This is a genomic window from Dyadobacter bucti, from assembly GCF_005869225.1.
In the GTDB taxonomy this organism is placed as follows: Bacteria; Bacteroidota; Bacteroidia; order Cytophagales; family Spirosomataceae; genus Dyadobacter; species Dyadobacter bucti.
Map to the genome: position 1 here is coordinate 1157353 of NZ_SWFP01000001.1, position 12940 is coordinate 1170292.

Annotated in this window: 12 protein-coding genes; 11 read left to right on the plus strand and 1 reads right to left on the minus strand. The window is 46.9% G+C overall.

Annotated elements, in window-relative coordinates:
• The first annotated feature begins 37 nt into the window (after nt 1-37).
• The 3 genes from FBF61_RS04255 to FBF61_RS04265 are packed head-to-tail and all read left to right on the plus strand — an operon-like array spanning nt 38 to nt 2328.
• Nucleotides 38-1381, plus strand: coding sequence for an amidohydrolase family protein (locus FBF61_RS04255; protein ID WP_138475903.1), 1344 nt, complete (start codon nt 38-40; stop codon nt 1379-1381).
• Nucleotides 1382-1418: 37 nt separating this feature from the next.
• Complete coding sequence (locus FBF61_RS04260; protein ID WP_138475904.1) at nt 1419-1928, plus strand: cupin; 510 nt, start codon at nt 1419-1421, stop codon at nt 1926-1928.
• Nucleotides 1929-1956: 28 nt separating this feature from the next.
• A complete protein-coding gene (locus tag FBF61_RS04265) occupies nt 1957-2328 on the plus strand; it encodes a VOC family protein (protein ID WP_138475905.1) in 372 nt (123 codons plus the stop codon).
• Between the two features lie 106 nt (nt 2329-2434).
• Here FBF61_RS04265 and FBF61_RS04270 read toward each other — a convergent pair whose 3' ends face one another.
• Nucleotides 2435-3298, minus strand: coding sequence for an alpha/beta fold hydrolase (locus FBF61_RS04270; protein WP_138475906.1), 864 nt, complete (start codon nt 3296-3298; stop codon nt 2435-2437).
• Nucleotides 3299-3448: 150 nt separating this feature from the next.
• Here FBF61_RS04270 and FBF61_RS04275 point away from each other — a divergent pair, with 150 nt between their 5' ends.
• The 8 genes from FBF61_RS04275 (at nt 3449) to FBF61_RS04310 (ending at nt 12775) form a co-directional block, all read left to right on the plus strand.
• A complete protein-coding gene (locus FBF61_RS04275; RefSeq protein WP_138475907.1) occupies nt 3449-4465 on the plus strand; it encodes a hypothetical protein in 1017 nt (338 codons plus the stop codon).
• Nucleotides 4465-5631, plus strand: a complete 1167-nt coding sequence (locus FBF61_RS04280) for a glycosyltransferase family 4 protein (RefSeq protein ID WP_138475908.1) — start codon at nt 4465-4467, stop codon at nt 5629-5631. Before FBF61_RS04275 ends, FBF61_RS04280 begins: the two co-directional genes overlap by 1 nt.
• A gap of 39 nt (nt 5632-5670) precedes the next feature.
• Nucleotides 5671-6822, plus strand: coding sequence for a glycosyltransferase (locus FBF61_RS04285; protein ID WP_138475909.1), 1152 nt, complete (start codon nt 5671-5673; stop codon nt 6820-6822).
• A gap of 48 nt (nt 6823-6870) precedes the next feature.
• Nucleotides 6871-7797: a glycosyltransferase family 2 protein gene (locus FBF61_RS04290; protein WP_138475910.1), complete on the plus strand. Its 927-nt coding sequence runs from the start codon at nt 6871-6873 to the stop codon at nt 7795-7797.
• On the plus strand, nt 7754-8320 hold the full coding sequence (locus tag FBF61_RS04295) for a WcaF family extracellular polysaccharide biosynthesis acetyltransferase (RefSeq protein WP_138475911.1): 567 nt from the start codon (nt 7754-7756) through the stop codon (nt 8318-8320). Before FBF61_RS04290 ends, FBF61_RS04295 begins: the two co-directional genes overlap by 44 nt.
• A complete protein-coding gene (locus FBF61_RS04300) occupies nt 8317-9063 on the plus strand; it encodes a glycosyltransferase family 2 protein (RefSeq protein WP_138475912.1) in 747 nt (248 codons plus the stop codon). Before FBF61_RS04295 ends, FBF61_RS04300 begins: the two co-directional genes overlap by 4 nt.
• A 138-nt stretch (nt 9064-9201) precedes the next feature.
• A complete protein-coding gene (locus tag FBF61_RS04305) occupies nt 9202-10410 on the plus strand; it encodes an MraY family glycosyltransferase (RefSeq protein WP_138475913.1) in 1209 nt (402 codons plus the stop codon).
• 94 nt (nt 10411-10504) lie between these two features.
• Complete coding sequence (locus FBF61_RS04310; RefSeq protein ID WP_138475914.1) at nt 10505-12775, plus strand: NADP-dependent malic enzyme; 2271 nt, start codon at nt 10505-10507, stop codon at nt 12773-12775.
• Nucleotides 12776-12940: the final 165 nt, after the last annotated feature.

Below are 12940 nucleotides of genomic sequence, written 5' to 3' on the forward strand. Positions count from 1 at the left end.
CACAATCGCAAATCCTGTACCACCTTAACCGATGTATATGAAAAGGATCATTCAATGCCTGCAACTATCCGCACTTCTGGCAGTCGGCGCCCCCGCTTTCACGCAAGGGACTGCACCCATACTTTTGAAAAACGTGTCACTGATAGACGGGACCGGCTCCGCGCCGGGTCCGCAGACGGATATACTGATCCGGGGCGAAAATATTGAAAGCATCGGCAAAGGCATTAAATCGGCAGGTGCCAGGGAAATCGACCTGAAAGGAAAGACAGTTATCCCAGCCCTGATCAGCGCACATGCCCACGTGGGCACCCTGAAAGGAACCACATCCACTGCGGAAAATTATACACGCGAGAACATTTTGCGGCATTTGAAAAAATACCAGGATTATGGTGTGGGCGCAGTGCTCGTCATGGGTACCGACCGTCCGCTGATTTTCGAAAACGGGCTCCGGGATTCTACGGTAGCAGGCCAGCTTCCGGGTGCGCGCATGTTTTCGGCAGGATACGGGTTCAATACTCCTGCGAATTCGCCAGCATCCTGGATGAATTTGCTGCTACGCCCGGAAACACCCGAAGACGTCCCTGCTATGATGGAAAAGCTCGCACAGGTAAAGCCTGATGTAGTAAAAATGTGGGTGGACGATCACGGCGGCGGAATGAAAATGAAGCCGGAAATTTACAAGGCTATTATCAGGGAGGCCCACAAAAGGAACATCCGGGTTGCCGCGCATTTGTTTTATGCGGAAGATGCGCGCCTCCTCACCGAAGCCGGGATTGACATCATCGCCCACAGCATCCGCGACAAAGAAGTGGATGCAGATCTTCTGAAAAAAATGAAAGAAAAAAATGTGATCTACATTCCTACCTTGTCCCTGGACGAATACCAGTTTGTGTACGCAGGCAAGCCGGACTGGGTTACTGATGAATTTTTCAAAAAATCACTGGAACCAGGCGTATTTGAAATGATCACAGATCCTGGCTACGGTGAAAAGATCAAAAATGCACCGGAATATTCCCAGAATATGGCCGCCTTCAAAACAGCGCTCAAAAACCTCAAAAAAATCTACGACGCGGGCATTACCGTGGCCCTGGGCACAGATTCCGGTGCCTTTCCCGTACGCACCCAGGGTTTTACCGAACACCTGGAAATGGAACTGATGGTACAAGCCGGACTGACACCCCTGCAGGCCATCACCGTCAGCACCCGCAACGCAGCCAAAGCGATCCGGATTGACAACCAGTACGGAACTATTGAAAAAGGCAAGAAGGCTGACCTGATCATACTGGATGCAGATCCTGTAAAAGACATTAAAAACACGCGAAAGATCAGTGCCGTATGGAAAAACGGAAAAGAAGTGAGCCGCGGACCGCTGGCACAATAAATTCCCGGCATTTAAGGAAACTTTAATTTTTAAGATCATGAACAGCCAGCAACCGGAAACATTTTATTTTAAGGACGACGGAAAAATCCCGAATAGCAAATTCCCGCTCCTGGTATATAAAAATGCATTTGCAGAAAGATCACTGAAAGGCGCTGCCTGGCTCGCAGAACGGTTTGCCGAAAACAAATGGACTAATTCCTGGCGAAATGGTGTTTTTACATACCATCATTACCACAGCATCTCGCATGAAGTACTGGGTGTGTATGCCGGTGATGCGCTGCTGCATATGGGCGGGGAAAACGGTGAAAAAATAAAGGTATCCGCCGGGGATATTCTGGTAATCCCGGCCGGTGTCGGGCATAAAAAGCTGGAATCTTCTTCGGACTTTGCAGTAGTGGGCGCTTATCCCAACGGCAGCGATTACGATATTCTCAGAGGTGAACCCGGCGACCGGCCGCAAGCACTGAATAACATTGCGAAAGTGCCTGTGCCGGAATATGACCCGCTAACCGGCAAAAATGAAGGATTATTGAAAATATGGGCTTAGTTTTATTTCTGAATAGAAAAATTTAAAAATGAACATCGATTTTAAGAGGCTGGACCACGTTATGCTCTGTATACCGGTTGGTGCGGAGCATGCAGCAAGGGACTTTTATGCCGGCGTGCTGGGATTGGAAGAATTGACGGATCTGGGTTATCCGCTACCCAAAGGTGCAATATGGTTTCAGATGGGGGATATTCAGCTGCATATCCGCGCGGAAGAAAACCACGTGGTTTCGTCGGACAGGCACCCTGCTTTTGAAGTACAAAACCTGGAAGCCGCCCGCGCCCTGCTCGAAAAAAGTGGGATCACTGTAAAAAATGACAGCCCGATCCCAGGCAGAAATCGCTTTTCCTTCCGCGATCCCTTTGGAAACCGGATCGAACTGCTGGAAATGATTGATTAGTTTTTTCTGGAAACATGGATAAAATGCCATGCGTTGTTATTAAAACATGACAAGCGGCTGTATCGGATATCTTCTGTCTGATACAGCCACTTGTTGTTTTTTAACGTTAATAAGGATTACTGATCGTCACTACTTCCTGGTTGATAAACTGGATCAGATTTTCGTTCAATCTTTCTTTTTGTGTAATAAAAAGGCCATGCGGGGCTCCTTCGTATACGATATATTCAGCCCCCGGCAGCAGTTTCGAAGTTTGATCGCTGCTTACCTTAATGGGCACAGTCTTATCCGATTCACCGTGGATAATGAGTACCGGCACGTCGATCGATGAAACCTCTCTTCTGAAATCCGTTTCACTGAAACTCCTGATGCACTGCGTGGTAGCCCTGCCCGATCCCTGCAAAGCCAATGATGCGTGCCATTGCAGAATTTCATCGCTTACTGCATTGTTAAGCAAGGTATTACCATAAAAGTTTTTGGCAAAACCGGCCAGAAATTTCGGGCGGTCATCTTCCGCATCTTTCACAAAACCATCAAACAGCTCCTGAGGAACCCCGTCCGGATTGTCTTCAGTTTTAAGCATAAATGGAACCACCGAACTGATCAGAACGACCTTGGCAATCCTGGCGCTTCCGTAAGTACTGAGGTACCGAACCACTTCGCCCCCACCCATCGAAAAACCGACAAGTGTAACATTATTCAGATCGAGTTCGTCCAGGACCGCTTTCAGGTCCGCTGCCAAAGTATCGTAATCATAGCTGTCCCAGGGTTTGTCCGATTTACCAAAACCGCGGCGGTCGTAGCCTATGCAGCGTATGCCGTGTTTCGGAAGTTCGTTGAACTGGTATTCCCACATTTCGTGGCTTAAAGGCCATCCGGATATAAAAACAGCCGGGTTCCCCTGCCCGACTTCATGTACAAAAAGCTTTACAGATTCCCCTGCGATACCGGTCTTTGATTCAATCAGTCTCATAAAATTAAGGTTTATAAAAAGAATAAATTATGAAATCACCCTATCCTGTTCCCCATAAGGTTTACGGTACCTGTGGGAAAATAATCGTTCCATAAAGAAAAAGTAATTCTAAATTTGCGCACGGATTCAAGTATACACAGCGCTCACTCGATGTTAAAGCATTTTTACAGATTTATAGTCCTGATCATTTTTTTAGCCGCAGTTGCAGAAGTTGTACTGAGAGTAAAATATGGGTTCTGTAACTCTCCGCTTTACATATCCGATCCCGATTTTGAGTACATATATGCACCAAACCAGCACGTGGAACGGTTTGGCTACACGATCCGTACCAACAGTCATTCCATGCGAAATGAAGAAGTCCTTCCCACCGACAGTGTGGTGATCCTGCTCATCGGTGACTCTGTTGTAAACGGGGGGAGCCTTACCGACCAGGACAGCATTGCCTCCACTATTCTTGAAAAGCGGTTTTTAAAAGACTTCGACAAACGGGTACGCGTGCTCAACATCTCGGCAGGGTCCTGGGGGCCGGACAATGTTGCAGCCTTCCTGAAAAAATACGGGACTTTCAAGGCGAAACTGATGTGCCTGGTCACCAGCAGCCACGACGCGCACGATATCATGTCACATCAAAGTCCGGTAGGTATCGACCCCGGCTGGCCCGACAAGCAGTATAAGGTTGCCCTCTATGAACTATGGGACCGCTACCGCTGGATATTCTTTTATTACTTCGACACGATTTTTTTCACCCCTGCCACGGAACAGACAACTACGCAAAAGCCCGAAAATGTCGCCGTTCAGGATTCTGTAAAACCTGATTCCGCTCAAAAAGAAGCGCTGAACAATGCAGGGATCCGCAAGCCGGGAATAGGCTTTAATCCTGGTTACGAACAGCTGTACGAGATTGCAAAAGTGAATTCCATCCCGATGTTCATTTATCTCCACCCGGAAATTTCCGAGGTCGAAATGGGCCATTTCAACGATCAGGGGGTTGAAATCATCCAGTTTGCGGAGGAAAAAAATATCCGCCTCATCAACGAACTGCAACTGGGCGTATCGACCAAACTTTACCGGAAAATGGACCTGGTGCATTACAACAGCCAGGGACAGATATTTATGGCGGACAATTTGTACCCATTGTTCCAGGAATACCTTAACATCAGAAAATAATGCGCATACTTGTTGTTCACAATCAATTATGGGCGCATTATAAATCGAGGCTTTTCAGCGAAATCCATCATGCATTGCAGGAAAACTACCCGGGAAGTGAATTTCTGGTGGTGCATATTGCGTTGCATGAAGCCAGCCGGAGTGTGATGCAGAATGACGAAAAACATCCTTATGAATATCCCTATAAGGTTTTGTTTGACCGCAGCCTCGATAGCGTCGGTTTTCAGGAAAGAAGGAAAGCACTTTTTAAGGCTTTTGATGATTACCAGCCTACAATCCTGAATATCACGGGTTATTTCGACTGGGCGCAGGTGCTGCTGATGTTTTATGCGCGGGTGAAAGGTGTGAAAGTGGTGCTTTCTTCGGAATCCTCTTCCATGGACAACAGCCGGTCGGCGATTAAAGAAAACATTAAAAAATTCATTGTAAGCCGGGCGAATGCATTTTTTTGTTTTGGAAAAACCTCAGCGGACTACCTGCTCAGCCTGGGTGTAAAACCATCGAAAATTGCTGTTAGAAATGCTGCGGTGATCGATGAAGACCTGATCCGGGAAAATTATGACAGGGCCAGGTCAGAAATGCCCTCGCATAAAAGTACCGAAGCCGACACCCGAAAATTCATATATGTAGGCCGGCTCGCGCCAGAAAAAAACCTCGAAATGCTGATCCGGGCTTATGGGGCCGTTCATAAAACGGCAAAAGATGAATCCTGGAAATTGCTCATAGTCGGCGACGGTCCGCTGCGGGAAAACCTCGAAACGCAGGTTGCTGATTCCGGGCAGACGGACAACATCATTTTTGCGGGTGGCTTTCCCTGGCATCAGGTACCCGGCTGGCTGGCCAAAAGCGATGTACTGATATTGCCCAGCAAATCGGAGCCGTGGGGATTGGTGGTGAACGAGGCGATGGTTTGCGGTATGCCCGTGATTGTATCTGAAAACTGCGGCTGCGCGGAAGACCTTGTTAAAAATGATGTGAATGGTTTTACTTTTGATCCGGAGGAACAACTGCAACTGGAGTCAGCACTCCGGTTTTTTATCAATAACCCGGAACATATACTAACTATGGGAAAAGAGTCGCTCAAACTGATCGCACCTTTTTCCTCTAAAACTGTGGCTTATGAAATGGCGAACTGCTACAAAAAGCTGTCAGGCAACCTACTTTAAGCTGGTAATCATTTGGTTACCCAAATACAAAGTTCAAGCATGCGAATTCTGAATATATGCGCCTACACCTGGGCAATCGGCGGGCCCGCCCGGATCATTTACGATCATACAACGGAAGTGATCAGCCGCGGACACCAGGTGGACATCCTGAGCCCGATGACACCCGGGGAAAAAATGTATCCGGCCCCCGAAGGAGCGCGGCTCATTCCATGTGCACGTACGACGCCGTGGAGTAACATTTACCGGGAGTTTTCAATAGAAATGTACCAGTATCTGAAAAAGCATGTTCATGAATATGATGTGGTACATATGCACGGAATCTGGCATTTCGGCAGCCTTGCTCCTTTTCTGATCCCAAACAATGCTATAAAGGTCATCACCATTCACGGGCTGCTCGACAAATGGGCGGTAGCACACAGCAAATGGAAAAAACGGCTGGTGACTGCACTTTACCAAAAGAAATTACTCGGGAAAGCAGATCTGATCCAGATCAATAACACCGATGAAGAGCAGGATGTGATCCGCTACCTTGGCTACCGTCCCAAAAATATGGTGATCGTTCCCAACGGCATGAAGCTGTCGGATTATGTGAACCTGCCCGCAAAAGGTACTTTCCGGGCTAAACACGGGATTGGCGCGGACCAGAAACTGATACTTTTTATGGGCCGGCTGAATATCAAAAAAGGCCTGGACCTGCTGCTTCCGGCTTTTCAGAAAGTTCACGAGCAATTGCCCGAAGCTATCCTCATCCTCGCCGGGCCCGACGATGGCTACCAGGCCGAAACTGAAAATTTCATCCGGGAAAATAATCTTGGTGCACGCATCAAACTCGTAGGAATGCTCACAGACACCCACAAAAGAGAAGCCCTGTCAGACGCGGATATGTTTGTACTTCCATCTTATTCGGAGGGATTTTCCATAGCCGTATTGGAGGCCATGACCTCGAAAGTACCGGCACTGGTGTCCGACCGCGTAGGGTTCGGCGATTACATCCGGCGGTACGATGCTGCTTACCTCACACCACTGACCCCCGACGGCGTTTCGGAAGGTCTTCTTAAAATATTACAAGATGAAAATTACGCAAAGGACATTGCAAATCGCGCCTACAATATGGTGACGGAAAATTTTGATATCAAAGTAGTTGCCAATCAGTTATTGGAAGAATACAAGAAGATTAAAAAAAGTACCTAACTTTGGAAGGTTTAATCAACTCCCAATTGCATATTGTATTCTCCCGGCATGATTGATTTATCCGTCATCATTTTAACACATAATGAATCAAAGCATATTGAACGTTGCATTAAAAGCCTTCTGCCCGTCACAAACAAAATCTTCATTGTAGATTCATTTTCCACGGATGATACTGTGGTCATAGCCAGGAAAATGGGCGCGACCGTGATCCAGAATCCATGGGTTTCCTACGCATTTCAATTCAATTTCGGCATTCACAACAATCCGTTTACCACCTCCTGGGTCATGCGGATGGATGCAGACGAATACATTACCCCTGAGCTTGCACTGGAACTGAACCAGAGCCTTTCATCTATGGCCACGGATGTTTCCGGTCTGTACGTAAAGCGGCGGGTGTATTTTATGGACAAATGGATCAGACGGGGCGGATATTATCCGATCTGGCTGCTGCGCGTGTGGCGAAACGGCCTTGGAATTTGCGAAGAGCTTTGGATGGACGAGCATATCAAGCTGAGCAGCGGAACCACAGCCCAGCTGCAAAATGATATCGTGGACCACAATCTCAACAATCTGACCTGGTGGACTCAAAAGCATAATCATTACGCAATCAGGGAAGTAATTGATTTATTGAATATTAAATATAATTTTGAGAGTAAGGATACCGTAAATCCCAGTTTCTGGGGCAGTCAGGAGCAGCGCACACGTTTCCTCAAAGTCAAATATGCAGGGCTTCCGCTTTTTACACGTCCGTTTATTTATTTCATTTTCCGGTACATTTTCAAAGGTGGTTTTCTGGACGGTACCAAAGGTTTGATCTGGCATTTCCTTCAGGGTTTCTGGTACCGCTTTCTGGTGGATGCCAAAATTTACGAGGTATATTACCGGGCAGGCAGGGACAAGGAAAGTATCATTTCACATTTCAGGACAGCGTATGGAAAAGACGTCAAAAACCCAAACCAATCTGTCCGGATATAACAACAGCTGGTATCAGCCGGGCAGTTTTGTAAAACGGTCGCTGTGGTTTGTCATTTCAAGATTGTTTGTCAATACCTACCTTCCGGTCCCGATGTCGGTAAAGCGGACGGTCCTGAAATTGTTCGGTGCCAGGATCGGGAAGAATGTAGTTATCAAGCCAAAAGTCAATATCAAATACCCTTGGTTTCTGGTTATCAATGATGCTACCTGGATAGGTGAAAATGTGTGGATCGACAACCTCACTATGGTGACATTGGGGGCAAATGTAAGCCTCTCCCAGGGGAGTCTTTTACTCACAGGTAACCACGATTATACTAGCAGTACTTTTGACCTGATCGTTAAACCGATAACGATTGAAAACGGGGCCTGGATCGGCGCGAAAGCAACAGTTTGCCCGGGCGTGACCGTGAAATCTCATGCCGTACTCACAGTTAATTCCGTCGCGACTAAAGACATGGAGGCTTACGGGATCTATCAGGGAAACCCTGCTAAATTAATTAAAGAAAGAAACATAACACGTTGAAAATAAGCATAATCACAGTTGTTTTTAATGGAGCTGCAACCATCCGGCAGTGCATCGAATCTGTTTTAGGCCAGGATTACCCTTTTGTCGAATACATTGTGATCGATGGCAATTCGACAGATGACACGCAGGAAGTGGTGAAATCCTATGGAAGCCGGGTTCAAAAGTTCGTAAGTGAGCCGGATTCAGGGATTTATGATGCCATGAACAAAGGTATTGCTTTGGCTTCCGGAGATGTGGTCGGTATCCTGAATGCGGATGATTTTTATGCATATCAGTCGGTTTTGAGCGATGTAGCCGAGATCATGTCAGCAAATGATTATCAGGGATGTTATGGTGACCTGCAGTATGTGGATTCGACCGATGACTCTTTGGTGAAAAGACAATGGGTTTCGGGCAGCTATAAACCCGGCGCTTTTCTGAACGGATGGATGCCGCCGCATCCCACTTTTTTTGTCCGGAAGGATGTGTATGCCACGCACGGAAATTTCAGTCTGAACCTTGGCAGCGCGGCCGATTATGAGCTGATGCTGCGGCTGATCCACAAAGCGGGAATCAAAATTGCATATATTCCGAAAGTACTGGTAAAAATGAGGATCGGCGGAGTCAGCAACAGTACTTTGAAGAACCGGCTGGCTGCCAACAGAAATGATCTAAAAGCGTGGAAAACCAATAATCTGACACCGAGATTTTATACATTGTGGCTAAAACCATTGCGGAAAATTTTCCAGTTTATCGGCTGAAATCCGTTCACAGAACGGTATCACCCGTATAATAATAATTTTGATTTTGAACTATTCAGATATTCTTTATATAGATTTAAATGACGACTTTTGATTTGAATAAATACACACAACGTTAACTTCATTGCTTCAGACACTATGGAATTAAAGCTACCCCTACAGATATTAAGTGAAGGCAACTTCACCAACATTATCCATCACGACGTGTACCAGTGCCTTCTCTCTTTTCTTATAGCCTGTTTCCTATCGATCATCTCCATACCCATTATCATCAACCTGTCGAATCTGCTGCATCTGACCGCAAAACCGGGGTTTCGCAGTTCGCATGAGACAGAAACACCCACCCTCGGCGGGATAGCTATTTTCGCGGCAACGCTGATCGCCTATTTTCTATGGCCGCATTCCGAAAATATCCTGGATTCCAATCTCATCAGCCTGGCGATGACCGGCATTATCATATTGTTTTTTCTGGGCATCAAAGATGATATCCTGGCTGTGGACCCTACCAAAAAACTGATCATCCAGATTTTTGCTTCCCTGATCCTCGTGGCTATGGGAAATTTCAAGGTTGATAACTTTTACGGTATTTTCGGAATTCACGGCGTTTCCGACTTTATCAGTATTCCTCTTACCGTTTTTATATTTATTGCGATCATTAATGCGGTCAACCTGATTGACGGAATAGACGGCCTTGCAGGCGGTATCGCCTTGATAGCAGGCGTGGGTTTTGGTATCTGGTTTATTCTGAATGACCATTTTTCTTTTGGCTGCCTGGCATTTGCCATGTCGGGTTCGCTGCTTGGCTTTCTTCGTTTCAATTTTTCCAAAACCAGCAAGATCTTCATGGGTGATACCGGGTCGCTGATCGTCGGTTACCTGCTTTCGATTTTTGCAGTTGAGTTTTTATCGCTGAATGTTGGCTACTTACACGATCCCAGTGCCTATTTCAATGCACCAATTATTGTGATGGTGTTGCTGATCGTTCCAATTTTTGATACACTGAGGGTTTTTATTGTCCGGATCTTCAAAGGAGGTTCACCTTTTGTTGCCGACCGGAACCACATGCACCACATCCTGATTGATAACGGCCTCAACCACTTCTGGGCTTCCTTTTCCCTTTGGATGGTAACCATATTCAACACCACTTTGTTTTTCGCCTTTCACGGCGACATAACAAACACCGCCTCGCTTTACGTTTATATCGCATTGTTCGGCTTGTACATGATTTTTGCACATGTGTTGAAAAAGAGGATAAATGCTTTAAAACACAGGAAAAAGCTCGCTAAAAGCCACTCATTCAACGACAACGACCATTCGTCGAGCAGCAAGGTGCTCAGAGATTTATAATCATTACGGGTTAATTTAACACCAATGCAACACCGGATTTCATGGCGTTGCATTGATTGTTTGTACCTTAGCAAGAAATAATTGTCGAACAGGTATGAACAAAAAGATTAGAAAAGAAGACGCCTTATTCTACCATTCCAAAGGACGGCCGGGTAAAATCCAGGTTATCCCGACCAAAGAAACCAGCACCCAGCGCGACCTTTCCCTGGCATATTCTCCCGGAGTTGCGGAACCCTGCCTCGAAATCGCAGAAAACATTGAAAATGCCTATTTATATACTGCCAAAGGCAATCTGGTTGCCGTAATAAGCAATGGCACCGCAGTGCTTGGACTTGGGGACATCGGACCCACTGCTTCCAAGCCGGTTATGGAAGGCAAAGGGCTTCTTTTCAAAATATATTCGGACATCGACGTTTTTGATATTGAGCTCAATACCAAAGACGTAGATGAATTTGTAAGAACGGTCAAAATTCTTGAGCCTACATTCGGAGGCATCAATCTCGAAGATATCAAAGCCCCTGAATGTTTTGAAATTGAGGCACGGCTGAAGAAAGAGCTGAATATCCCCGTCATGCACGACGACCAGCATGGTACTGCGATCATCAGCGCCGCCGCCATGCTGAATGCCCTCTATATAGTAAAAAAAGACATCAACGATATTCGTATCGTGGTTTCGGGAGCGGGCGCCTCTGCGGTGTCATGTACCAAGCTGTACCTGTCGCTGGGTGCCAATCCTGCCAACATTGCAATGTTTGATACCAAAGGGCATATCCATAATGGCCGGACAGATCTGAGCGACATGAAAAAGCAGTTTGCTACGGATGTTGCCTACGATTCTCTCGAACATGCGATGCAGGGTGCCGATTTATTTTTGGGCCTTTCGACAGCCAATATCGTTTCAAAAGATATGGTCAGATCTATGGCGAAAGACCCGATAGTGCTGGCAATGGCGAATCCCAATCCCGAGATCCCTTACCCGGATGCCGTTGAGGCCCGCGAGGATGTGATCATGGCCACGGGCCGCTCCGACTACCCGAACCAGGTTAACAATGTACTGGGCTTCCCTTATATTTTCAGGGGTGCACTGGATGTACGGGCTACTGAGATCAATGAAGAAATGAAGCTTGCTGCGGTTCATGCGCTGGCCGACCTTACCAAAAAACCGTGTCCGGATATCGTAAATCTTGCGTACAATGAAACGAACATCGTTTTTGGTAAAAATTATATTATCCCTAAACCCGTTGATCCGCGTTTGCTGACAACGGTTGCCCCAGCCGTGGCCAAAGCGGCGATAGCTACCGGAGTAGCCCGGAAAATCATCACGGACTGGGATGCCTATGAACAAGAGCTTTCGAGCCGGCTAGGCCTCCATGAACAACTTTCAAGAGTTATTTTGAACAAGGCCAAACTTGCACCGAAACGGGTTGTTTTTGCAGATGCTGAAAACCTTCAGGTACTTCGTGCAGCCCAGCAGGTGCGTGACGAGGGCATTGCCATTCCGATTTTACTCGGCAACAAGGAGACGATTCTGAACCTCATCGCAGAAAGCAAACTTGATCTTGGAGATGTTGCCATTGTTGATCCCAGGGCTGAGGAAAACGAATCGATCATTGATGTGTACGCGTCCAAGCTTTATAATAAAAGAAAACGCAAAGGACTTACGCCTATCGAGGCCCGCAGAACCATTTATTTCAAGAGCTATTTTGGCTCGATGATGGTTGAGAACGGAGAGGCAGATGCGTTCATATCCGGACTTACCCGTACGTATCCGGATACGATCCGGCCGGCCCTGCACGTGATCGGAAAACAGGATGGTGTAAACAAGGTGGCCGGTATGTACATTTTGCTCACTCCAAAAGGCCCCCTCTTTTTCTCTGATACAACCGTTAACCTCGATCCAACCGTTGACGAGATCGTAGAAATAACCGAACTGACTGCCAGGGCTGTGGAGCGTTTCAATATCCATCCTCGAATTGCCCTTGTTACTTATGCAAACTACGGAAGCGCGGGCGGTACTGATGCTGAAAAAATGAGGGAGGCCACGGCCATCCTGAAAAAGAGAAACCCGACTATGATCGTAGAAGGTGAAATGCAGGCGCATCTCGCTTTCAACACGGCGCTTCTGAAAGAGAACTACCCTTTCAGCGACCTTGTAGATGGCGGGGCAAATACGCTTATTTTCCCCAATCTCTCGGCAAGTAATATCGCATACAATTTGCTGAAAGAAGCTGCTGAACTGGAAACAATAGGACCGATATTGTTGGGTCTGAAAAAACCGGTGCACGTCTTACAACTCGGAAGCTCGGTGAGGGAAATTGTGAATATGGTAGCTATCGCAGTTGTGGAAGCGCAGATGAAGGGATAGCGTTCGGCTTCGCCTGCTCTGATATAGGTCGATTAATTGCTACTGCGTCCGTGTTCTTATTAGAAAAACACCATGCAGTAACGTTTTGTTGTCGGGCCTCGGCTGCGCTCGGCCCGACAACAAAAAACGTTACTATTAGCCAAGCCGAAGTACGAGCTTAGATGT

Coding starts and splice junctions, on each gene's coding strand:
- FBF61_RS04305 (WP_138475913.1), top strand. CDS start 9,202: ATGGAATTAAAGCTACCCCTACAGATATTAAGTGAAGGCAACTTCACC.
- FBF61_RS04280 (WP_138475908.1), top strand. CDS start 4,465: ATGCGCATACTTGTTGTTCACAATCAATTATGGGCGCATTATAAATCG.
- FBF61_RS04265 (WP_138475905.1), top strand. CDS start 1,957: ATGAACATCGATTTTAAGAGGCTGGACCACGTTATGCTCTGTATACCG.
- FBF61_RS04260 (WP_138475904.1), top strand. CDS start 1,419: ATGAACAGCCAGCAACCGGAAACATTTTATTTTAAGGACGACGGAAAA.
- FBF61_RS04285 (WP_138475909.1), top strand. CDS start 5,671: ATGCGAATTCTGAATATATGCGCCTACACCTGGGCAATCGGCGGGCCC.
- FBF61_RS04270 (WP_138475906.1), bottom strand. CDS start 3,298: ATGAGACTGATTGAATCAAAGACCGGTATCGCAGGGGAATCTGTAAAG.
- FBF61_RS04255 (WP_138475903.1), top strand. CDS start 38: ATGAAAAGGATCATTCAATGCCTGCAACTATCCGCACTTCTGGCAGTC.
- FBF61_RS04310 (WP_138475914.1), top strand. CDS start 10,505: ATGAACAAAAAGATTAGAAAAGAAGACGCCTTATTCTACCATTCCAAA.
- FBF61_RS04275 (WP_138475907.1), top strand. CDS start 3,449: ATGTTAAAGCATTTTTACAGATTTATAGTCCTGATCATTTTTTTAGCC.
- FBF61_RS04290 (WP_138475910.1), top strand. CDS start 6,871: ATGATTGATTTATCCGTCATCATTTTAACACATAATGAATCAAAGCAT.
- FBF61_RS04295 (WP_138475911.1), top strand. CDS start 7,754: ATGGAAAAGACGTCAAAAACCCAAACCAATCTGTCCGGATATAACAAC.